This is a genomic window from Microbacterium sp. DWRC1-3 (assembly GCF_049896645.1).
Lineage (GTDB): Bacteria > Actinomycetota > Actinomycetes > Actinomycetales > Microbacteriaceae > Microbacterium > Microbacterium maritypicum.
The window spans coordinates 1,654,164-1,674,118 of the sequence record NZ_JAFCUS010000001.1; the positions used below are offsets into that span (position 1 = coordinate 1,654,164).

22 protein-coding genes are annotated in these 19,955 nt (G+C 69.1%); 12 read left to right on the top strand and 10 right to left on the bottom strand.

The window, feature by feature from the left end:
* Positions 1 to 176: 176 nt before the first annotated feature.
* The 3 genes from ACP699_RS08010 (at position 177) to ACP699_RS08020 (ending at position 2,199) form a co-directional block, all read left to right on the top strand.
* Positions 177 to 608 (top strand): hypothetical protein, encoded by a 432-nt coding sequence (locus ACP699_RS08010; RefSeq protein ID WP_426170462.1) that lies wholly within the window; start codon positions 177 to 179, stop codon positions 606 to 608.
* Positions 609 to 621: 13 nt separating this feature from the next.
* Positions 622 to 1,110: a YajQ family cyclic di-GMP-binding protein gene (locus ACP699_RS08015; protein WP_426170464.1), complete on the top strand. Its 489-nt coding sequence runs from the start codon at positions 622 to 624 to the stop codon at positions 1,108 to 1,110.
* 456 nt (positions 1,111 to 1,566) lie between these two features.
* A complete protein-coding gene (locus tag ACP699_RS08020) occupies positions 1,567 to 2,199 on the top strand; it encodes a GntR family transcriptional regulator (RefSeq protein ID WP_426170466.1) in 633 nt (210 codons plus the stop codon).
* 4 nt (positions 2,200 to 2,203) lie between these two features.
* Here ACP699_RS08020 and ACP699_RS08025 read toward each other — a convergent pair whose 3' ends face one another.
* From ACP699_RS08025 to ACP699_RS08045, 5 genes are all read right to left on the bottom strand, one after another.
* Positions 2,204 to 3,211: an alpha/beta hydrolase gene (locus tag ACP699_RS08025; protein ID WP_055865612.1), complete on the bottom strand. Its 1,008-nt coding sequence runs from the start codon at positions 3,209 to 3,211 to the stop codon at positions 2,204 to 2,206.
* 71 nt (positions 3,212 to 3,282) lie between these two features.
* Positions 3,283 to 4,656, bottom strand: coding sequence for an FAD-dependent oxidoreductase (locus tag ACP699_RS08030; protein ID WP_055865615.1), 1,374 nt, complete (start codon positions 4,654 to 4,656; stop codon positions 3,283 to 3,285).
* A gap of 64 nt (positions 4,657 to 4,720) precedes the next feature.
* On the bottom strand, positions 4,721 to 5,782 hold the full coding sequence (locus ACP699_RS08035; protein ID WP_017829226.1) for a polyprenyl synthetase family protein: 1,062 nt from the start codon (positions 5,780 to 5,782) through the stop codon (positions 4,721 to 4,723).
* Positions 5,783 to 5,828: 46 nt separating this feature from the next.
* Complete coding sequence (locus tag ACP699_RS08040) at positions 5,829 to 6,548, bottom strand: class I SAM-dependent methyltransferase (RefSeq protein WP_055865619.1); 720 nt, start codon at positions 6,546 to 6,548, stop codon at positions 5,829 to 5,831.
* Positions 6,545 to 7,108 (bottom strand): hypothetical protein, encoded by a 564-nt coding sequence (locus ACP699_RS08045; protein ID WP_055865624.1) that lies wholly within the window; start codon positions 7,106 to 7,108, stop codon positions 6,545 to 6,547. The genes ACP699_RS08040 and ACP699_RS08045 overlap by 4 nt, the downstream gene beginning before the upstream one ends.
* A gap of 56 nt (positions 7,109 to 7,164) precedes the next feature.
* On the opposite strand from ACP699_RS08045, the gene ACP699_RS08050 reads away from it, so the two are divergent.
* A complete protein-coding gene (locus ACP699_RS08050) occupies positions 7,165 to 8,418 on the top strand; it encodes an isochorismate synthase (RefSeq protein WP_426170470.1) in 1,254 nt (417 codons plus the stop codon).
* Between the two features lie 16 nt (positions 8,419 to 8,434).
* On the opposite strand, the gene ACP699_RS08055 is transcribed toward ACP699_RS08050, so the two are convergent.
* From ACP699_RS08055 to ACP699_RS08065, 3 genes are read right to left on the bottom strand one after another with little or no spacing between them, the layout of a single operon-like run.
* Positions 8,435 to 9,277, bottom strand: coding sequence for a PPK2 family polyphosphate kinase (locus ACP699_RS08055; RefSeq protein ID WP_426170472.1), 843 nt, complete (start codon positions 9,275 to 9,277; stop codon positions 8,435 to 8,437).
* A 16-nt stretch (positions 9,278 to 9,293) separates the two neighbouring features.
* Positions 9,294 to 10,943 (bottom strand): 2-succinyl-5-enolpyruvyl-6-hydroxy-3-cyclohexene-1-carboxylic-acid synthase, encoded by a 1,650-nt coding sequence (gene menD / locus ACP699_RS08060; protein ID WP_426171553.1) that lies wholly within the window; start codon positions 10,941 to 10,943, stop codon positions 9,294 to 9,296.
* A gap of 14 nt (positions 10,944 to 10,957) precedes the next feature.
* The gene (locus tag ACP699_RS08065) at positions 10,958 to 11,308 is read right to left on the bottom strand and encodes a PLD nuclease N-terminal domain-containing protein (RefSeq protein ID WP_017829232.1); all 351 of its coding nucleotides are present in this window, start codon (positions 11,306 to 11,308) and stop codon (positions 10,958 to 10,960) included.
* 75 nt (positions 11,309 to 11,383) lie between these two features.
* On the opposite strand from ACP699_RS08065, the gene ACP699_RS08070 reads away from it, so the two are divergent.
* The 6 genes from ACP699_RS08070 to ACP699_RS08095 all read left to right on the top strand — a co-directional run bounded on the left by ACP699_RS08070 (position 11,384) and on the right by ACP699_RS08095 (position 16,416).
* Positions 11,384 to 11,812 carry a hypothetical protein gene (locus ACP699_RS08070; protein WP_235563145.1) on the top strand — a complete coding sequence of 143 codons (429 nt, stop codon included), beginning with the start codon at positions 11,384 to 11,386 and terminating at the stop codon, positions 11,810 to 11,812.
* 70 nt (positions 11,813 to 11,882) lie between these two features.
* On the top strand, positions 11,883 to 12,536 hold the full coding sequence (locus ACP699_RS08075) for a DsbA family protein (RefSeq protein ID WP_055865633.1): 654 nt from the start codon (positions 11,883 to 11,885) through the stop codon (positions 12,534 to 12,536).
* 90 nt (positions 12,537 to 12,626) lie between these two features.
* Positions 12,627 to 13,439, top strand: a complete 813-nt coding sequence (locus ACP699_RS08080; protein ID WP_055874178.1) for a tyrosine-protein phosphatase — start codon at positions 12,627 to 12,629, stop codon at positions 13,437 to 13,439.
* A gap of 45 nt (positions 13,440 to 13,484) precedes the next feature.
* Positions 13,485 to 15,560: a bifunctional lysylphosphatidylglycerol flippase/synthetase MprF gene (locus ACP699_RS08085; protein WP_426170476.1), complete on the top strand. Its 2,076-nt coding sequence runs from the start codon at positions 13,485 to 13,487 to the stop codon at positions 15,558 to 15,560.
* Between the two features lie 59 nt (positions 15,561 to 15,619).
* Positions 15,620 to 15,871, top strand: a complete 252-nt coding sequence (locus ACP699_RS08090) for a hypothetical protein (RefSeq protein ID WP_017829237.1) — start codon at positions 15,620 to 15,622, stop codon at positions 15,869 to 15,871.
* The gene (locus ACP699_RS08095; protein ID WP_426170478.1) at positions 15,868 to 16,416 is read left to right on the top strand and encodes a hypothetical protein; all 549 of its coding nucleotides are present in this window, start codon (positions 15,868 to 15,870) and stop codon (positions 16,414 to 16,416) included. Before ACP699_RS08090 ends, ACP699_RS08095 begins: the two co-directional genes overlap by 4 nt.
* A 93-nt stretch (positions 16,417 to 16,509) precedes the next feature.
* Here the strand turns inward: ACP699_RS08095 and tet(42) are convergent, their stop codons facing one another.
* Positions 16,510 to 17,796, bottom strand: a complete 1,287-nt coding sequence (gene tet(42), locus ACP699_RS08100; RefSeq protein ID WP_275092987.1) for a tetracycline efflux MFS transporter Tet(42) — start codon at positions 17,794 to 17,796, stop codon at positions 16,510 to 16,512.
* A gap of 67 nt (positions 17,797 to 17,863) precedes the next feature.
* Here tet(42) and ACP699_RS08105 point away from each other — a divergent pair, with 67 nt between their 5' ends.
* Positions 17,864 to 18,469 carry a TetR/AcrR family transcriptional regulator gene (locus ACP699_RS08105; RefSeq protein ID WP_017829240.1) on the top strand — a complete coding sequence of 202 codons (606 nt, stop codon included), beginning with the start codon at positions 17,864 to 17,866 and terminating at the stop codon, positions 18,467 to 18,469.
* Positions 18,470 to 18,484: 15 nt separating this feature from the next.
* Here ACP699_RS08105 and arfB read toward each other — a convergent pair whose 3' ends face one another.
* Complete coding sequence (gene arfB / locus ACP699_RS08110; RefSeq protein WP_017829241.1) at positions 18,485 to 18,925, bottom strand: alternative ribosome rescue aminoacyl-tRNA hydrolase ArfB; 441 nt, start codon at positions 18,923 to 18,925, stop codon at positions 18,485 to 18,487.
* A 110-nt stretch (positions 18,926 to 19,035) separates the two neighbouring features.
* Between arfB and ACP699_RS08115 the strand changes: the two genes are divergently transcribed.
* Positions 19,036 to 19,878, top strand: a complete 843-nt coding sequence (locus ACP699_RS08115; protein ID WP_055865657.1) for a helix-turn-helix transcriptional regulator — start codon at positions 19,036 to 19,038, stop codon at positions 19,876 to 19,878.
* Positions 19,879 to 19,955: the final 77 nt, after the last annotated feature.

Sequence of the window (19,955 nt, forward strand, 5' to 3'; positions counted from 1 at the left end):
GCCTCTCTCAGTGCTGATCACCTGCAAGGACTGCAAGCGCTTACAGTATGCATCGAAATCAGCGGCGTTTGCAATGAGAGAAGGCGTTGATATCAACCCGTGATAGAGAAAGGAGCGCTGCTGGAATGTGAAAACGCTTCCATGAGGCGGGGAAACGAGACCCGTAGACTGCTGGAATGACTCACGGTTCGCACCGCATCGCCCGGATGACGGCAGGTCTCGTGCTGGCGCTGTCGGCGGCCGCACTGAGCGGGTGCACCGCGTTCACCACGGGCTACGCGGTGCTGGAGCGCGATGTCGAACCCGCGGACGCGTTGCCGGACGCGTTCATCGAGCAGGACTCCGGCGACGTCGCCGAGCTCTCGTCTGCGCGGTTCGTCGGCGAGCATTCCGGCAGCTCGCTGTGGGTGCTGCGCGGGGTCGACCAGGGAACGGTCTGCGTGCTCGCCTACCGGGACGAGACCGCGGGAATCATGGCGTGTGGCGGCGAACGCGGCCCCGTGGAGATGAGCGGCCCGGCCGGTCACTTCGTGCTGGTCCCCGACGACTACCCCACGCCGGACGGAGCCACCCGGATCTCCGACAACGTGTACGCCCTGAGCCCCTGAGTAGGATGAAACCATGGCTGACAGCTCATTTGACATCGTCTCGAAGGTCGACCACCAGGAGGCGGAGAATGCCCTGAACCAGGCCCGCAAGGAGATCGAGCAGCGCTACGACTTCAAGGGCACGGGTGCGTCGATCGCCTGGAGCGGCGAGAGCATCCTGATCATCGCGAACACCGAGGAGCGGGCCAAGGCCGTGCTCGACGTGTTCCAGTCCAAGCTCATCAAGCGCGGCATCTCGCTGAAGAGCCTCGAGTCGGGCGACCCGTTCGCCAGCGGCAAGGAGTTCCGCATCGTCTCGACGCTCAAGGACGGCATCTCCTCGGAGAACGCGAAGAAGATCAACAAGATCATCCGCGACGAGGGCCCCAAGGGCGTGAAGAGCCAGATCCAGGGCGACGAGCTGCGTGTGCAGTCCAAGAGCCGCGACGACCTGCAGACGGTCATCGCGCTGCTCAAGGGCGCCGACCTCGACCTGGACCTGCAGTTCATCAACTACCGGTAACCCACCGGGACACATCGAGAGAGGGGGTCGAGTGCAGCGCACTCGGCCCCCTCTCTCGTCATTGTTGGATTGCATACTGATATATGGGTTTAGGTACCCAAGACTGGAAGCGGTCGACTCGATGCGACCGATGACGCGAACGCCGCGTGACGCACTGCCGTCGTAGGGCTACGCGATTTCGGGATTGCGAGCTTGCCCTCGTGGGGACGAGGCCGCGGCAGTTCCATGCGCTCGCGTCTTCGGTGGCCGGCGGATGCCCAGCATCCGCCGGCCACGGAACCCACGAGTACGAAGAACACGGGCACGACGAGCCCACCTGAGCCACGATGCGCGCCCCCACGCGGACTGCCGACTCAGGTGGGGGATATTGGCATCCGACGCGACTTCATGATGTAGTTGCCCTCCCGGGCGAATCATGGGGCGCTCGGGATCAGAAGGGCAACTGGGGGCGGATCCATGGGGAATATCGGATCGACGAACGTCGGCGAGAGCAAGCAGCTCTTGGCCGAGGAGGTCTTCCACCACATCGGCAGGCAGATCATCGACGGCACGCTGGCCGCGGGTGAGCGCATCCGCGATGTCGATGTCGCGGAAGAACTGCACGTGTCACGGACACCGGTGCGCGAGGCGCTCCAGCGGTTGGAACGGCTGGGAATGGTCACGATGTACCCGAGCCGGTACACGGAGGTCACGGCGGTGACGCCGGAGACCATCGCCCAATCGCTCGTGTTCGCCGGCTACCAGGCGGGAATCGCCGCGCGACTGGCGGTGCCGCAGATCACGGCCGCGCAGCGCGAGCATGTGCTCGCGCTGGTCAACGCCATGCGCGCAGCTCTGGAAGACGGTGCCGGCACCTCGGACGCCCGATGGGCGGTGTTCTCCTACCTCGGCGAGCACAGCGGCAACGCGCAGCATCGCACGCTGATCGACGACGCGAGCATGGTCCTGTTCCGCAACCTCCGCGACTGGGTGGTCCCGCCGTCCGATCGCGCACGGATGGCGCAGATCTACGTCGACTTCGGCGACGCCGTGCGCAGCGGCGACGGCGACGGCGCCGAGCGCCTCGTCAGGGAGATGTACTACCTGTGAGAGCTCACTGCGCTGCGCGCCATCCGGTCACCCATCGGTCCAACCGCCGGTAGGCGTCTTCGCGCGCCTCGTGCCGGGAGAGGAAGACGTCGTGCAGCGCGCCGTCGATGCGCTCCACGGTGACGCTGGGACCGAGCCGGAGCGCTGCACGGGCGATGTCGTCGACCACGAGCACCGAGTCGGCAGACGTGAGGTCGTCCGACCACCGGGTCGGCGGCACGAATCGTGCTGACAGCAGCACGCATACGGGCGCCGTGATCGACAGCCCCGACGCCACCGCCTTGTGGCCGGAGAGGATGGCGTGCAGCCAGCCCGCGTACACCGCCATGGTCTGCGCGGGCCGCCATACCGGGTTCACATCCATCGGATCGTCCGGGTCGGCGACCTCCTGCTGCGCGCGGGTGTAGAAGCCGAGGTCGACCTGCGGCGCGGCCTCCATCGGTCGCAGCCTCGCCTGCAACTCGACCATCGGCGCGATCGCCGCGCGGGCCGGCGCGAACTGGAACTCCAGCCACGGGCTGTTGAGGATCACCGCGTCGGCGGAGCCCGGATGGCGGGAGGCCCACAGACTCAGCGTCAGGCCCCCGGTGGAGTGCCCGAGCAGGAGGAGTCGACGGGCGGACTCGGCGCCCCCCTCCCCGCGGCCCATCGCCTCCAGCGCAGCTCCGATGTCCTCGTCGTAGATGGCGAGGTCGGCGACGTAGCCGGGAGTCTGGCCGTCGCGCAGGCTGCGACCGTACTTGCGCAGGTCGAGAGCGAAGAAGCGGGCGCCACGCGAAGTCCAGAACCGGGCCAGCCGCTTCTGGAAGAAGTAGTCGGACCAGCCGTGCACGTACAGCACATCGACCCCGTCGAGAAGCGGTCGGCGGCCGCTCGCCCGCGCCCACAGGCTCGGCCTCCTCGGCAGCGCGCGCACGAGGGTCGCAACGACAGGCCCCTGGTCATCCGTGCCGAGATCGAGCGTCAGCTGCTCGAACTCGTCACCGAGAACATCCGGGATCCACTCGGTCATGCGTTCCTCCCCCGTCGTCGCCAGGCTAGCCGAGCGCGCGACCGGGTGCGGGAGGCCCGACCGTGACGGCTCTACTCGCCGCGTGAGACCCGGACCATCTCGTCACGCGGGACGACCTTGACCCTGGCGCGCTCCGCCGGAGCACCGAGGGCGATCTCGTGCTCGTCGAGCCGGTGCCACCCGTCCAGGTCGGTCCAGCGCACGCCGCGCTCCTGAAGGAGCTCGACGATGGACTCCTCCGAGGGGTCCTCCGGGTGCCACCACGCGCTCTGGTCGTTGATGATGTGACGCACGGTCTCCATCGCGTCGGACTTGGTGTGCCCGATCAGCCCCACGGGGCCGCGCTTGATCCATCCGGTCGCGTAGATGCCGGGCACGCGTTCGTTCGAGTCCTTGGCGAGCACCTGACCCTCACGGTTCGGGATGACACCGTGCTTCTTGTCGAAGGGAACCCCGGGAAGCGGCGAGCCGAAGTAGCCGATGGCACGGTACAGCGCCTGGAGGGGCACCTCGCGCAGCTCTCCCGTGCCGACCGCGCCACCCTGGCCGTCGGGCCGGGTGCGCTCGTACACGAGGGCCGCGACGCGACCGTTGTCGTCCTTGCGGACCTCGACCGGCTTCGCCCAGAAGTGCAGGTGCAGGCGTCGCGACGCCGTGCCTCCGGCGTTGTTGACCGAATCGCGCTTGCGCCAGGACTGCAGGATGCGGTCGATGACCATCACCTGCTTGTTGCTGGCGACGGCGTCCTTCGCGGCGTCGTCGTAGTCGAAGTCCTCGTCGTAGACGACCATGTCGACATCGCGCAGTTCGCCGAGCTCGCGCAGCTCGAGCGGCGTGAACTTGACCTGCGCCGGTCCGCGACGCCCGAAGACGTGCACGTCGGTGACCTGGCTGGCCTTGAGGCCTTCGTAGACGTTGGCCGGCACCTCGGTGACGAGCAGGTCCTCCGCGTGCTTGGCCAGCATGCGGGCGACATCGAGGGCGACGTTGCCGTTGCCGAGCACGCCGACCGAGGCGGCATCCAGCGGCCACTCACGCGGAACATCGGGGTGGCCGTCGAACCAGCTGACGTAGTCCGCAGCGCCGTACGAGGCGACCGCATCGATGCCGGGGATGTCCAGCGAGGTGTCGCGGATGGCCCCGGTCGCGAAGATCACCGCGTTGTAGTGCTTCTTGAGGTCGTCGAGAGTGATGTCCTCGCCGAAGCGGACGTTGCCGAACAGGCGGATGTCACCACGGTCGAGCACGTCTCGGAGGGCGTTGACGATGCCCTTGATGCGCGGGTGGTCGGGCGCGACGCCGTAGCGCACCAGCCCGTACGGTGCGGGGAGCTGCTCGAAGAGGTCGATCGAGACGTCGAACTTGCGCTCCGCCTTCAGCAGGATGTCCGCCGCATAGATGCCGGCGGGGCCCGCACCGACGATGGCCAGTCTGAGCTTGGTCATGGGAGGTCCTTTCGTATGCCGTCGCAGAGCCGGCGCGCAACCCTGACGGGCCGCACGCACAGAGTCAGCTGGAGCGTTCGGCGAGGGTCTCAGCGAATCGGGTCAGCGCCTCGCGCACAGTGCCGCGAGGGAGCAGCTGGAGAGCGTCGACGGCATCCCGGGTCCACGCGTGCGCGAGCTCGAGGGTCTTCTGCGTCACCGGGTGGTCGCGCAGCGCGTCCAGCGGCCCGTCGAGGATGGCGGGGTCGGCACCGTCGGCGATGAGGGCCACGCCCTCGTCGATGCGGGCTGCGAGGTCGATGGCGTCCGCGTCTCCCTCGGCCTTGAGCAGCAGGTAGGGCATGGTCGGAACGCCCGCACGCAGGTCGGTCCCCGGCACCTTGCCCGTCTCCTCCGGCTTCGCCGAGAGGTCGATCACGTCGTCGAGAAGCTGGAACGCGACGCCGATCTTCTCGCCGTACACACGTACCGGCTCTTCGTACTCCGAGGGGGCGTTGGAGAAGATCACGCCGCCCTGCGTGGCCGCGGCGATCAGGGAACCCGTCTTGTCCGCGAGCACCTGGATGTAGAACTCGATGGGGTCGTCGCCCTCTTGCGGGCCCAGGGTCTCATGCATCTGACCGAGCACGAGTCGCTCGAAGGTGTCGGCCTGGAGCCGGATGGCGCGTTCGCCCAGCCGGGACATCAGCTGGCTGGCGCGGGAGAACAGGATGTCGCCCGTGAGGATCGCGATGTTGTTGCCCCACACGGCGTGGGCGGCGGGTACTCCGCGGCGGCGGTCGGCTCCGTCCATGACGTCGTCGTGGTACAGCGAGCCGAGGTGCGTGATCTCGAGCGCCTTGGCCACGTCGATGACCTCGGGGGTGTTCCCGTCGCCGAGCTGTGCGGCGAGGAGCGTGAGCACGGGACGGATGCGCTTGCCGCCGGCCTCGTACAGGTAGCGGCTGGCGGCGTCGGCCAGTGGATCGGCGACGCGGACGTCGTCTGCCAGTCCGGTCTCGACGAGCTCCAGCCCGTCTTCGATGGCGCGCGCGACACGTCGGGCGGCAGGACCGATGAAGACGCGATCGCTGAAGCCGAGACGGCTCGCCAGTCGCGAACCCGGGGCGATGGGGCTCGAAGTCACGTTCCCAGCCTACCTTCGTCGGATGTCACGGTTTCGCCCGGAAGGTTCACTCCGGCTTGCGCGCTCTGTGCAGGGCCACGATGCCGAAGGTGAGGTTGCGATAGGCGACCTCGGCCCAGCCCGCCTCGCGGATCCAGGCGGAGAGTCGCTTCTGGTCAGGCCATTGAATGATCGACTCGTTCAGATAGTCGTAGGCGTCGCCGTTGGTGCCGGCGACGCGAGCCACCCGCGGCAGCACCTGGGCGTTGTAGAAGCGGTACGCCCCGCGGAAGAGCTTGCCCGGCGGGGTCGAGAACTCGTTGATGACGAGCCTGCCCCCCGGCTTGGTCACGCGGTAGAGCTCGCTCAGGGCCTTCTTCGGGTCGTTGACGTTGCGCAGCGCGTACGACATGGTGACCGCGTCGAACGTCGCGTCGGGGAACGGCAGATCGGTGGCATCGGCCTGCACGAACGACAGGTTGCGCATCGCGCCGTGTCGACGCTCGCCCTCCGCGAGCATGCCCGGGGAGAAGTCGGCCGCGACCACCTCGGCCCCGCTGCGTGCGAGGGAGGCCGACGATGACGCCGTGCCCGCGCCGAGGTCGAGGATCCGCTCCCCCGGCTTCGGAGCGACCGCCCGGGTGGTCGCCGCGCGCCACAGGACGTCGTTGCCGAACGTCATCGCCGTGTTGGTGCGGTCATACCCTGCGGCGACCTGGTCGAACATGCCGCTGACGCGGGCGGGGTCCTTGCCGAGATCGGCGCGGTTCTTCTCGTTCGAGGTCACGAGTTCAGTCTAGGCGCGAGGCCCAGGGCTTCGAGGCGGTCGAGCCAGGGATCGGCGGTGGCGTCGTCGAACGGAGCCATCTGCGCGCGCACCCGCTCCTCGAGGTCGAGCGCGAGGCCCTCGAGGTGCGCCATGACGTCGGCCGGGTAGCCGTAGCGCGCACTGTGCTCGGCCCACTCGTCGCGATCGTCGACCCAGGTCCCTCGTGCACCCTCGACGCGCACCACATCGAGGTCCATGTCGATCCCGGTCGCCAGCAGCGGATCATCGGACCAATGGATGTCCCACCCCAGGTCGATGTAGATGCGCATCCCCCGGCGATGGCGGCGGTTGACGGTCAGCGCGTGGTCACCGCTCGGGGGAACCAGGGTGACGTTCGGACCCCCGGCATGGAACTCGGCGCCGGGGCGCACGCTGTGCCATCCGACGGGCTGCCCTATCCAGTCGCCCCACTCGTCGGCGCCGAGGTAGACGCACTCGTGCCGCCAGTGCGGTGATCCGTCCCACTTGCGCCATTGGAAGACCATCTCCGTGCCGGGTGCGGGGCGTGCATCGCTCATCCGCTCACCCTACGACCACGAGAATCCACGCTCCCTGAGCGGCATAGGCTGGACGCGTGCACACCACCCACCTGGTCGTGGAGACCACAGAGATCGAGCCGGTCGAAGACCTCCTGGCCTACGCGGACCCTTCCCGCCCGCTCGCGTGGCTGCGCCGCGGAGACGGGATCGTCGCCGTCGGCGAGACCCTGGCGGAGCTGCGGCCTCCCGCGGGCGGCGATCAGTCGCGCACCGAGAAGCTCGCGACCCTGTGGCGGGACATGGCAGCGCAGGCCGAGATCTCCGACCCGGTGGGACTCCCCGGCACCGGGCTCGTGGCCTTCGGCGCCTTCACGTTCGACGAGGACTCGGCAGCGGACAGCGTGCTCCTGCTGCCGACGCAGGTTCTGGGACGACACGGGGACCGGTTCTGGCGCACGACGATCCGCGTCGCCGATGCCCCGGGGAACGCTGATGAACTCGCGACGCAGCCCTACGGCCCGCACTGGGCCGGCACCGTCGGCCCCGGAGCGCAGAGCCCGCAGGGCTACCAGGACTCGGTGCGCCGCGCCCTGGCCCTCATCGCCGACGGAGAGCTCAGCAAGGTCGTGCTCGCCCGCGACCTGACCGGCAGCATCCCGGCGGGGTCCGACCTGCGCCGACTGGTGCGTGCCCTCTCCAGCGGCTACCCCGACACCTGGGCGTTCGCGGTGGACGGGCTGATCGGCGCGAGTCCGGAGACCCTCGTCACCGTGCACGAGGGAACCGTGACCGCGCGGGTGCTGGCCGGCACGATCGGCCGCGGCGCCGACGCGGATGCCGACACCGCCGCTTCGGCACACCTCGCCTCCAGCACCAAGGACCTCGACGAGCATCAGTACGCCGTGCAGAGCGTGCTCGCCTCGCTGCGGGCCCACACACGGGCGCTGGCCGCGAGCGAACAGCCCTTCCTGTTGAAGCTGCCGAATCTGTTCCACCTGGCGACCGACGTCGAGGGCGAACTGGGCGACGGCGAGTCGGCGCTCGACCTGGTGCGGGTGCTCCACCCCACCGCCGCCGTCGCCGGCACACCGACCCCCTCGGCCATCGCCGCGATCCGCGAGCTCGAGCCGTTCGACCGGGGTCGCTACGCGGGACCTGTGGGCTGGGTGGATGCCGCGGGCAACGGCGAGTGGGCGATCGCCCTGCGCTGCGCCCAGTTCACCGTGCGCCAGGACGAGATCGGGGTCACGGCCTACGCGGGCGCCGGGATCGTCGCCGGATCCGATCCGGAGAGCGAACTGCTCGAGACGCGCGTGAAGTTCCGCCCCCTGGTCGACGCCCTGGCCTGACCACAGAGACCGACGCTCAGCTGGCGGCCAAGCGTTTCTTCTCGCACTCGACGTCGAAGTCGGCGCGCGGCCACTCGGGGTCGATGTCCTCCAGCGCCGCGAGCAGCAGCTCCTGCACGGCCAGTCGCGCGTACCACTTGGCGTTCGCCGGAATCACGTGCCACGGAGCCACCGCGGTCGAGGTGCGATCGAACACGGTCTGGTAAGCCTGCATGTACTGCGGCCACACCAACCGCTCATCCACATCGCCCGGGTTGTACTTCCAGTGCTTGTCCGGACGGTCGAGGCGTTCCATCAACCGCGTCTTCTGCTCTTCGGGCGAGATGTGCAGCATGACCTTGACGATGCGCGTACCGGATGCCGCGACGCGGGCCTCGAACTCGTTGATCGCGTCGTAGCGGCGCTCGATCTCCGCGGGCGGGGCGAGCTCGCGAACCCGTCCGATCAGCACGTCCTCGTAGTGGGAGCGGTCGAAGACGCCGATGAAGCCGGGATCGGGCAGACGCTTCTCGATGCGCCAGAGGAAGTCGTGCTCGCGCTCCTCGGCCGTCGGCGCCTTGAACGCGGCGAGCGCGACACCCTGCGGGTCGACACCCCCGACCACGTGCCGCACGATCCCGCCCTTGCCGGCGGAGTCCATGGCCTGAAGCACCAGGAGCACCGCATCCTTGGCCACTCCGGCACGGCTCTCGGCGAACAGCCGCTCCTGCAGCACGTTCAGGTCTGCCAGGCGGGCGGCGAGGTCGGCGACCCCGCGAGCCTTGCCCTGGTCGTATCCGGGCTTGGCGTCCGGGTCGAGATCGGCGAGGCGGAATCCCTCGTCGACTCGCAGCGTCTGCGTCCAGGTGTGCGCGTCCATACGCACATCCTGCCAGTCAACGCTCCAGCGGCACCTCGATGATCTGACGTCCGCCGCGGGGCGAGGTCAGCGCCTGATCGAGTGCCGTGCGGGTGGTGACCCGCTGATACTCCCAGCCGTAGGCGAGGGCGAGGTGCTCGAAGCGGACGGTGTGCGGCGTGTAGAAGGCGCGGTCGAGGTCGCCGGGGCGGGCGGAAGACGCCACCTCGAGGGAGTCGAAGATCGTCCCCCCGCCGTCGTTGCCGACGATGACCTGCAGTCGGGGCTCTGTCTCGTCGGGCGGCAGCAGCAGGGCGCCGACGTCGTGCAGGAACGCGAGGTCGCCCAGCAGCACCCTGGTGACCCCGGGCGCACCGGCGGCCTGACTGGCGATGGCGATGCCGGTCGCGGTGGCGATCGTGCCGTCGATGCCGGCGAGGCCGCGGTTGGCGTGGACGGGGACCTTCTTGCCGCCCAGCACCTGATCGGCGACCCGGACGAGCCGGGAGGAGCCGAACACCAGACGGTCGTGCGGCCAGGTGGCGCGCCACACCGCGTCGGCGAGCAGTTCACGGTCGAGCGGACGGCGGACCGCGTCGAGCTCGGCCTTCACCGCCTCCCTGCGCGCCGCGAAGTCGGTGGAGGCCAGCGCCTCGGGATCGGGGGCGTGCTCGCTCAGATCGACGATCTCCGCAGCGGACGCCCGCATCCACTCGCCGAGCCAGGCGCGGTCGAGGGTGCCGGGGGCGACGATGACGGCGTCGACCCCGCGCGTGCGGTGGTTGAGGTTGAGCTCCTCGCCGCCGCGGTGCACCGCCACCACATCCACGTCGTGACGGGAGAGGAGCGACGCGACCTCGCGGCTGAGCGTCGGGTGCCCGAGCACCACGACCCGTTCGATGCGTCCACCGAGATCCTCCCGGGCCAGCAGGCGACGGTAGCCGTGCACGACCTGCCGCCCGAACCGCGCACCGCTCACGATCTCGGCGATCAGCGGCCAGCCCCCGGAGTGCGCGATCTCTTCGGCATCGGGACCGGCGTCGGCGCCCGCGATCACGACGGTGCGCGGCCCGCGGTCGAGCACGAAGGGTTCGTCGCGCAGCGCCTCGGGCGCCTCGCCCCTGAGGACGACGATGGAGGGCAGATCGCCCGAGAGGGGCTCTCTGGACGGAAGATTCAGATGCACTGGTCCTGCGATGCCACGGAGGCCGCTCTCGACCTCGCGAGCGCCCATCGCGGCGGCCACGGCCTGTTCGGCGAGCCCGGTCCACTCGCCGTCGCCCGGCACCGGAGCATCGAGCTCGTCGCGCACCCACGGGTGGAACAGAGCGTTCTGGATCGTCGCCTGGTTGGCGCCGACCCCGCGCAGCTCTGGCGGACGGTCGGCGGTGAGCAGCAGCATCGGCACCCCGGAGTGGAACGCCTCCATCACCGCGGGGAGGAGGTTGGCGACGGCCGTCCCCGAGGTGCACACCACCGCGGCGGGCACGCGGGTCTCGCGAGCGATGCCGAGTGCCGTGAAACCGGCGACACGCTCGTCGATGCGCACGTGCACGCGCACGTGTCCGTCGTCGGCGGCACGCACCGCGGCGAGCGCGAGGGCCTGCGAACGCGAGCCCGGAGACACCACGATGTCGCGCACGCCCTGGGCGACGAGGTCGGCGATCAGGGACGCCGCAGCATCCATCGCCGGCGATGAGGTCACGGGCGCTGGTCCGTGGCGGGAGGCTCGTCGGTCTCCTCGTCCAGACGGGCGAGCTCCTCTTCGAGACGGCGGATGCGCGCATCCTGCTCGGTCTTGCTGATGCTGCGGAGGAACGCGGGGTCGTCATCCGGTGCGATCACCGGACGGACACCGGGATCGTTCGCGCGCCGGCGGCCGATCACGAACCAGAGGATGCCGCCGATCACGGGGAGGATCACCACGATCGCGAGCCAGACGGGCTTGGACACACCACGGTGCCGCGTCGCCGGCTGCACTGCGCAGTCGACGATGCTGAACACCCAGAACACGGCGGCGAGGAAGCCGCCGACGATCAGTAGTCTCGCCACCCTTCCAGTGTAGGCGTGTCGAGGGTGCCACGGCCCCGGAGACGGCAGAGGCTCCGTTGCTAGACTGCGCGGGAAATGCTGCCCCCCTCGCCGGATCTGATGCCGCGAGCGCGGGCCGAGCGGATGCTGGTCGCCCGGGTGATCATCGCCGTCGGCCTCGCGCTCCTGCTCGTCGTGGGCGCGTGGTCGACCTCTCGTGGCTCCGCCGATGTGCACGCGACGCTGTGCCTCGCCTCCGGTGTCTCGGAATCGCAGGGGGCCGCGCCCGTCGCAGACGGCCAGGAGGCGACGACGACGATCGATGTGCTCTCGTCGAGCGTGGGGATCTGCGTGCTCGCTGTCCTCGGCGGGGTCGCGCTGGTCCTGGTGTTCCGGCGGCTCATCGCCCACAGAACCCGACCGCTCGGCACCCGGGGCCTCGGCACGTCGTCGCCCCGCCGCGCCGGTCCGCTCGTCATCGTCCCGGCTCTCACCCTCACCCAGCTCTCGATCTCCCGTACCTGACACCGACGCGCACATCGAGCCGCCCACGGCGGCATCCTTCCCTCGTCGTACCCCTGTGTCTGGAGACCCCATGAAGAACTCTGTCAAAGCGACCCTGATCGCCATCGCCGTCGCCATCGTCCTGCTGATCGCCGGTGTCGTGTTCGCGATCAGCCAGCAACAACCCACCGCACCGGCCGAAGGCGGGGAGCCGAAGCCGACCGTCCGCACCGATTCCCATGTGCTCGACGACGGGGGCGAGGGCGCCGTCACCGTCGTCGAGTTCCTCGACTTCGAGTGCGAGGCGTGCGCGGCGTTCTACCCCGTCGTCGAAGATCTCCGAGAGAAGTACGACGGCGAGATCACCTACGTCGTGCGCTACTTCCCCCTGCCCGGTCACATCAACTCCACCCAGGCGGCCCTGGCCGCGGAGGCCGCCGGTCAGCAGGATCGCTTCGAGGACATGTACCACCGCCTGTTCGAGACCCAGGCGCAGTGGGGCGAGCAGTCCGAGGAGACGCCCGAGGTGTTCCGCGGGTTCGCCGAGGAGCTCGGCCTCGACATGGCCGCGTACGACGCGGCTATCGCGGATGCGGCCACCGCGGAGCGCGTGCAGTCCGACAAGGCCGATGGCGAGAAGCTCGGGGTGGACAGCACGCCGAGCTTCTTCGTGGATGGTGTGAAGGTCGAGCTGCAGGAGTGGGACGACGTCGAGGAGGCCATCGAGAAGGCCGTGAACGGCTGACCCGGCGGGCGGGGTCGCGCCGCTTCCGTGTCGAAGCCGCGCGGTCCCGCCGCACCGATATTCTGGCCGCATACCCAGGAGAGGGCCAGAATGACCATCGATATCTCGACCGCTTTGCAGACGACCCACAACGCTCGTGAACTCGCCGGGTTCCCGACCTCCGGAGGCGGTCGGCTCGCATCGGGCCTCCTCTTCCGGTCGGATGCCCTCGCTTCGCTCACCGACGAGGGGCTGCAGGCGCTCGCCGACCTCCGCATCGGCACCGTGATCGATCTGCGCACCGATGGCGAGCGGGCCCGTGCCGCAGATCGTCTGCCCGATGACGGCAGCGTGACGCTGCTGGCTCTGCCCATGCAGGGCGGCGCGATGGACGAGATGGTCAAGAAGCTGCTTCCCGCGGCCGGCAGCGCCGGACTCTCGGTGACCCAGGTCGCCGAGGTGCTGAAGCGGGTGCCCACCCTGGAGGAGCTGTACATCTCGATCCTGGAGGCGAGTGCAGCGCAGTTCGCGACCATCGCCCGCACGGTGCTGGAGTCGTCCCGCACCACTCGGCCCGGCGTGCTGTTCCACTGCACCGCGGGCAAGGACCGCACCGGTCTCGCCGCCGCGATCCTGCTGCTCGTCGCCGAGGTGCCTCGAGAGGCGATCGTCGCGGATTACACGCTGACCGAGAAGAACCTCGCGCGCGGGTTCGCCGAAGCGCTCACGGGGCTGATCACCTCGCTCGGAGTTCCGCTCACCCCGGCGCTGACGACCCTGGCGACCAAGTCTCCGGCGTCGGCCATCGAGGCGGCGATGGACTGGATCATCGCGAACCACGGCGATGTCGCGGGGTATCTGCGAAGCGGCGGCATGGCCGCTGAGGAGATCGCCGATCTCCGCCGGGTTCTCCGCGGCGAGTAGGAGCGGCCTCCGCGGAGACGGGGCCTCCCTCGCTACGCTGAGCGCATGACTGAGGAGCACTCCCCCTCTCCGCGTCCGTGGATCGCCGTCGTCCGACGGATCCCGGCGACCCTCACGATGGTGCTGCTCATCCTCGTCGTGGGGATCATCTGGGGTGGACTCTGGTCGCCCTTCGAAGACACGGCACTGTTCAAGACCGTCGCCTACGGACTGCCGAACCTCGTCGACGGCAAGTGGTGGACGCCCGTCACCGGCACGTTCTTCGTGAATCAGCCCTGGGTGTACGTGTTCACGATCGCCGGCTTCTGGGGAATGGCCTACCTGGAGTACCGTCGCGGATCGCGCGTGGCGGTGGCCTACTACGCGATCGGTCAGCTGTTCGCGATCTTCGCCACCGCACTGCTGCTGTACCTGCTCTCGCAGTTCCCCTGGGCCTGGGCGACCGAGCAGGCGCAGGCGCTCGACGTGGGAGCGTCCGGCGGCACCATGGCGTGCATCGCCGCGGCGGTCGGCCTCTTCCGCCCGCCGTGGAGGGTACGCGGCTGGCTCATCCTGCTCGGCTTCGTGTTCATCGCGATGCTCTTCTGGGGCAAGGTCGCCGACCTCGAGCATCTGCTCGCCGTGCTGCTGATCCTCGTCGTGGACCGCACGCTGCGGGTTCGGCACACCACAGTGCGCGAGCAGCGGCTGATCGCGGTCGTGGCGATGCTGGTGCTCGGCGCGGTCGAGATCATCACCACGCTCCTGCCGACGGACGGCCCGTTCGGCCCGACGGAACCCGTCTCCGGCGGATTCATCAGCCTCGCGATCGACCTGGTCGTGATCCTCGTGCTCGTGAACGGCCTGCGCCGGGGCCGACGCTTCGCGTGGGTGCTCGCCCTCCTGCTCGGGATCTTCAACGTCGTGATCGCCGCCCTCGTGCTCACCCTGATCACCGTGTTCAGCCAAGCTCAGCTCGACGTGCGCTGGGATGGAGAGACCGAGCTCGAGCTGGCCAACGGCTTCCTCTGGCTGATCATGCTCGTGTACCTGGTCTGGGTGCGCCGTGCCTTCCGGGCCAAGCGCCGTGCGAAGCTCGGCATCCAGCCCGCGCCCACCGTGGACGACGTGAAGCACGAGCTGCGCACGCACGGCGGCGGAACGCTCTCGTGGATGACGACGTGGGACGGCAACAGCTACGCCAGGATGAACGGCGGCATCGTGGCCTATCAGCGCCGCAACGGTGTGGCACTGGCACTGGCGGATCCGATCGGCCCCTCGGAGGCGCGCGCCGAGGCCGTCACCGACTTCATCCACGCGGCCGAGCTGGCCGGTCTCGTCCCCTGCTTCTTCAGCGCGGACGAAGCCACCCGCGCCGCCGTGCCCCCGAGCTGGCGGAGCATCGTCGTGGCCGACGACACGATCGTCGACCTGCCGGGACTGGAGTTCACGGGCAAGCGCTGGAACTCGGTGCGCACATCGCTCAACAAGGCCGGCCGGGAGGACATGACCTTCCGGATGACGCAGCTCAAGGCGGAGCCCTGGGGTGTGCAGCAGCAGCTGCGTGCGATCTCGGAGGCCTGGGTCGGTGACAAGGATCTGCCGGAGATGCGCTTCACCCTCGGCACGCTCGATGAGGCCGAGGACCCGGAGGTGCGGCTCGCCCTGGCCCTCGCGCCCAACGGCGACGTCGACGGGTTCCTCTCCTGGCTGCCCGTGTACGGCGACGAGGGTGCCGTGCGCGGCTGGACCCTCGACCTCATGCGTCGCAGGGAGGGCGGCTTCGGACCCGTGATGGAGTACCTGATCGGATCCTCGGCACGGCAGTTCGCCGATGAGGGCGCGCAGATCATGTCGCTCTCGGGAGCCCCACTCGCCCATGACCATCCGCCGGACGCCGGGATGATCGCCGCCCTGAGCGACCGGCTGGCCGATGCCCTGGAACCGGTGTACGGCTTCGGGTCGCTGCATCGGTTCAAGCAGAAGTTCCACCCCCGGTACGAGACCATGTATCTCCTCTTCCGCGACGAGAGCGACCTCACGCGCATCGGTGGAGCCCTTACGCGGGCGTTCCTGCCGGATGCGACGCTGCGCCAGTTCGCGGGTGCCGGGCTCGAACTCGTGCGAGGCGGGAAGGACTGAGCGACGCCCCTTGTCAACAAGTGGTTGACAAACACCGGTGTCAACAATAGATTGACACCATGACGACGACACCTCAGCCCGCCTCGCGATCGGAACGAATCGCCTCCGCGATCGGCATCGCACTCCTCGCCACGGGAGCGGCGACGCTTCTGCTGTCCATCGGCTTCGACCTCCGCGGGTTCGGCGGAGGGTTCGTGCAGGGCGCCGGCATCGGCGCGATGCTCGTCGGGACCTACCTCTGGGGGTTCGGGAACGGCATCCGTCGCGCCCGACGCCGGCAGTGGCTCCCGAGCCGCGGAACCGTGGAGTGAGCGCGCTCAGCGACGCGATCGGTCACGTTGTTCTCGCCGATGCCGGGGTCGCCGACAAGACGTCTCTCACGACGGAAGACCACATCGCCCTGATCGCGGCGAGCGCCCGAACCGAAGACGAGGTGCGCGTCATTCTGCGGCGCGCCGTGCTCTCCGCACGAGCCGCAGGGGCGAGCTGGGCGACGATCGGCGCCGAGCTCGGCATGTCCCGCCAAGCGGCGCAGCAGCGATTCGGCCACCTCGCCGAGGCACAGGACGACGACGACGGCGAGCGCTGGCTCGGCCCGGTGAGCGTCTTCGACGAGATGGGTGAGCTGGAACTCGCCGGGCGCGAAGGCTGGCACACCATCGGAGCCGGAGCATCCGCACATCGGATGGTCCGCAGCGACACCCGGTGGGAGCATCGTCGAAGCGTCTGGCGCCCCCTTCGGGCGGCGGAGCGCGCGGAGGGGTGGGAGCTCGGATGCTCGGCGTTCCCCTGGGTGTACTTCGTGCGCGACACCGGCATCCCGGTCTCCGAGACCCCGGGGCCCACAGCGGACTGATCCCCCACGGACAGGGACCCCTGCTCGACGGCAGCGCCTCGCCCCCGCACGCCGGAGGGGGCCGCTGCTTCCTGCGGCCCCCCGTTCCGATCCTCAGACGACGGTCTCGGCGACCTCGGTCGAAACGCCATGCACGACAGGGCCCTCCGGGCGCTTCGCAGAGTTCGCGATGTGCGCACGACTGACCACGATCACGGCCACGATCATGAGCGCGACCCCGAGCCAGTACGGGGCGGCATGGCTGACCAGCGCATAGAGCGCGCCGGCGATGAGCGGGGCGGCCGTACCCATCGCCGCGTTCAGCGACTGGGTCGCGCCTCCGAGCCAACCCTGCTCGTCATCGCCGACGGCGTTCGACATCGCACCGTCCATCGCGGCCTGCGACGCGCCCTGGCCGGCAGCCAGCATGAGAGCGCCGACGATGAAGACCCACGGCTGGGCGAAGATCGAGGCGACGATGGCGAGGGCCGCGAGTCCGAACATCTGCGCCACGATGCCGCTCACGATCACACCTCGCTCGCCGATGCGCGGAAGCAGGATGCCCAGCAGCACGCCCTGTATGAGGATGTCGACGACGCCCACGGCCGCGGTCAGGAGTCCGATCTGCGTCGGCCCCCACTGGATCGAGTCGAGCGCCAGGACGCTGAAGTTGTTCACGAAGAACCCGAACGGCAGGGCGATCAGACCGAAGCCGATCATCAGTCCGCGCAGCTCCTTGCGGCCGAACGCCTCCTTGAAGACGGCGAAGGGCTGCACATCGCGCAGCTTGATCGTGGCGATGCGGTTCCCTGGCTTCAGGCTCTCCGGGAGCAGGAAGATGCTGAGGATCGCGATCGTGAGGGCGACGGCGGCAGTGAGGAAGACCGGGAGCTGGATGCTCACGGCGGCGAGCAGTCCGCCGATGGCCGGCCCGATCATCGTGCCGATGCCGGAGAGCGCACCGAGGAGGCCGAAGCGCTTCGCGCGCTGCTCCGGCGGGGTGATGTCGGCCAGGTAGGCGAAGAGGGCAGGGAGATCGCCCGCAGTCAGGCCCTGGATGACACGGGCGAGGACGAGGACCCAGATCGCGCCGCCGAACCCGAACAGCGCCATCGAGAATGCGGCGCCGAACGCGGCGACGATGATGACCGGTCGCCGCCCGAAGCGGTCGGACAGCCTGCCGAGGAAGGGAGCGGCCAGGAAGGCGCAGAGTCCGTTGACCGCTTCGAGCACACCCACCCAGATGGCGAGGTCGCTCTCGTGCGAGACGTATTGCAGGACGACGAAAGGGAGAACGGGGAGGACGACCGTCATGCCGATGACGGTCAGCATCGTGAGCACGATGAGCATGATCCACGCGCGGTTCTGGTCCCGCCGCGTAAGGGAGATAGGTGAAGTCATACCGAAAGTGTATCGATACCACTTTTGGTGTCAAGCCAGTTTTGGAGTCGATCGGTAGGCTGGTTCCATGACGAACCCAGAGCCCCTCGGACGTCGCGAGCGCAAGAAGGCCGCGACCCGCAAGGCGATCTCCGACGTCGCGACGATGATGTTCCTCGAGCGCGGCTTCGACAACGTCAGCATCCGCGAGGTCGCGGATGCCGCCGATGTCTCCCCCACGACGGTGTTCGCGCATTTCCCGCAGAAGGAGGCCCTCGTCTTCGACGAGGATGACGAGCAGCGCGACCGTCTGGTCTCGGCCGTGCGCGACCGGCCCGACGGACGCACGATCAACCGCGCGATCCACGACTTCTTCGCCGCCGAGATCAGGGCAAACGTCGACGAGCACGGCGATGACGTCACCCGTGTCTTCATGCGCTTCCTCAACGAGACACCTGCCCTGCGCGACTACGCCGCGAAGATGTGGCTGCGACACGAGGATGCCCTCGCCGCCGCCATCGCCGAAGAGCTGGGCCTCACGGAGCCCATCGCCGAGATCCGCGTCTACGCCCGTTTCGTGTTGCAGATGCAGCTGCTCATCAACGACAGCACGGACCCGCTCGAAACCGTGGACGCGGGGTTCCGAGTTCTCGAGAGCGGTTGGGCCCCCGTCGAGGAACGCCTCGCCGGGTGATTCGCCGGCGCCGGGTCAGTCGTCGCGAGGGCGTCGTCGCAGACTCTTGACATCGGTGCGTCGCTGCTTGGCCTTGAGTCGGCGCTCCTTCGACCCCCGACTCGGCTTCGTCGGCCGTCGCGGTGGTGCCGGCGGGCGCAGCGCTTCAGCGACGAGGGTGACGAGCCGCTCCCGCGCCGCATCCCTGTTGCGCAGCTGCGCGCGGTGCTCGGATGCGGCGATCGTCAGCACTCCATCGACCAGGCGACCGCTCAGTCGGTCGAGCAGCCTCTCGCGCTGATGCGGCGAGAGCACCGCGGAGTTCGCCGCATCCCAGACGAGTTCCGCGCGGGAATCCGCGGTGTTCACGCCCTGCCCTCCGGGTCCGGAAGACCGCGAGAAGCGCCACGACAGCTCGGCCTCGGGGATCGTGAGACCCGACGAGACGCGCAGACCGGGGCGATGGGCGGAAGGCATGCCTCCATCATCGGTCCTCACGGAGCAGTCGCGCCTCACCCCGTTAGCATGGCGGGGGTGGCAGAACCGATCTTCCCGAGCGTTCGGGGCGGCCGTCAGGCGGAGCACGAATGAACTCATATCGGCAGGACGACTGGGCGGCGAGCCCCACGTATCCGTCGACCGTGAACGAGCCGTACCTGATGGGCACCGGCGTGGTCACCGCCGACGACACCGGCACCCGGCCGCTCTCTCCGCCGCACAGCCACGCCGATCCGATGCTGGCCTGGTGCTACCGCGGCTCGGTGTGGGTGCACCTGCAGGACGCACGGTGGCGCCTCGCCCCCGGACAGGGCGTGTGGATCCCCGCGCGCACCCCGCACACGGCCCATCACGAACCCGACTCCATCGGCTGCTACACCTACATTCCCGACTCCTCGCTGATCGCCCCGATCGATGACATCACCCGGGTGCTGGTACCGCGCGCCGTGCAGGAGATGCTCCTCCATCTCGGCATCAACGACATGCCCACCGACCTGCGTGTGCGCATCCAATCGGTGCTCATCGAGATGCTGCAGCAGCCGCTGCCCGAGGCCGCCAGCGACTGGGGCGAGGTGCCGATGCCTGCGGATGAGCGGGTCGTCCCGCTGGTTCAGGCCGTGCTCGCCGACCCCGGTGACCCCCGCAGCGCGATCGAGCTCTTCCTCGCGCACGGGCTCCACGAGCGCACGGTGCTGCGCATCTTCCAGCACGACGTGGGCATGAGCTTCGGGCGATGGCGCACCGGCGTACGCATGACCCTCGGCGCGCGACTGATCGTCGACGGCACCCCGATCGGTGCGGCCGCGCACCGCTGCGGGTACGCCACGACGAGCGCCTTCTCCGCGGCGTTCAAGGAGCGCTTCGGCCTCACCCCTCGGCAGCACGTGGCACGCGTGCAGGCCGACGCGGCGCACCAGCTCTACTGGCGGTGACCCCGCAGCGGTCCTGATCGTGACCGTGCGCGGGCGACTGCGAGACCTCTTTGTCGGTTCAGCGACACAAGTCGTCG

Bases quoted from the DNA above. Each gene is read 5' to 3' on its own strand.
- ACP699_RS08010 (WP_426170462.1), top strand. From the start codon at position 177: ATGACTCACGGTTCGCACCGCATCGCCCGGATGACGGCAGGTCTCGTG.
- ACP699_RS08015 (WP_426170464.1), top strand. From the start codon at position 622: ATGGCTGACAGCTCATTTGACATCGTCTCGAAGGTCGACCACCAGGAG.
- ACP699_RS08020 (WP_426170466.1), top strand. From the start codon at position 1,567: ATGGGGAATATCGGATCGACGAACGTCGGCGAGAGCAAGCAGCTCTTG.
- ACP699_RS08025 (WP_055865612.1), bottom strand. From the start codon at position 3,211: ATGACCGAGTGGATCCCGGATGTTCTCGGTGACGAGTTCGAGCAGCTG.
- ACP699_RS08030 (WP_055865615.1), bottom strand. From the start codon at position 4,656: ATGACCAAGCTCAGACTGGCCATCGTCGGTGCGGGCCCCGCCGGCATC.
- ACP699_RS08045 (WP_055865624.1), bottom strand. From the start codon at position 7,108: ATGAGCGATGCACGCCCCGCACCCGGCACGGAGATGGTCTTCCAATGG.
- ACP699_RS08055 (WP_426170472.1), bottom strand. From the start codon at position 9,277: ATGGACGCGCACACCTGGACGCAGACGCTGCGAGTCGACGAGGGATTC.
- menD (WP_426171553.1), bottom strand. From the start codon at position 10,943: ATGGATGCTGCGGCGTCCCTGATCGCCGACCTCGTCGCCCAGGGCGTG.
- ACP699_RS08070 (WP_235563145.1), top strand. From the start codon at position 11,384: ATGCTGCCCCCCTCGCCGGATCTGATGCCGCGAGCGCGGGCCGAGCGG.
- ACP699_RS08075 (WP_055865633.1), top strand. From the start codon at position 11,883: ATGAAGAACTCTGTCAAAGCGACCCTGATCGCCATCGCCGTCGCCATC.
- ACP699_RS08080 (WP_055874178.1), top strand. From the start codon at position 12,627: ATGACCATCGATATCTCGACCGCTTTGCAGACGACCCACAACGCTCGT.
- ACP699_RS08085 (WP_426170476.1), top strand. From the start codon at position 13,485: ATGACTGAGGAGCACTCCCCCTCTCCGCGTCCGTGGATCGCCGTCGTC.
- ACP699_RS08090 (WP_017829237.1), top strand. From the start codon at position 15,620: ATGACGACGACACCTCAGCCCGCCTCGCGATCGGAACGAATCGCCTCC.
- ACP699_RS08105 (WP_017829240.1), top strand. From the start codon at position 17,864: ATGACGAACCCAGAGCCCCTCGGACGTCGCGAGCGCAAGAAGGCCGCG.
- arfB (WP_017829241.1), bottom strand. From the start codon at position 18,925: ATGCCTTCCGCCCATCGCCCCGGTCTGCGCGTCTCGTCGGGTCTCACG.
- ACP699_RS08115 (WP_055865657.1), top strand. From the start codon at position 19,036: ATGAACTCATATCGGCAGGACGACTGGGCGGCGAGCCCCACGTATCCG.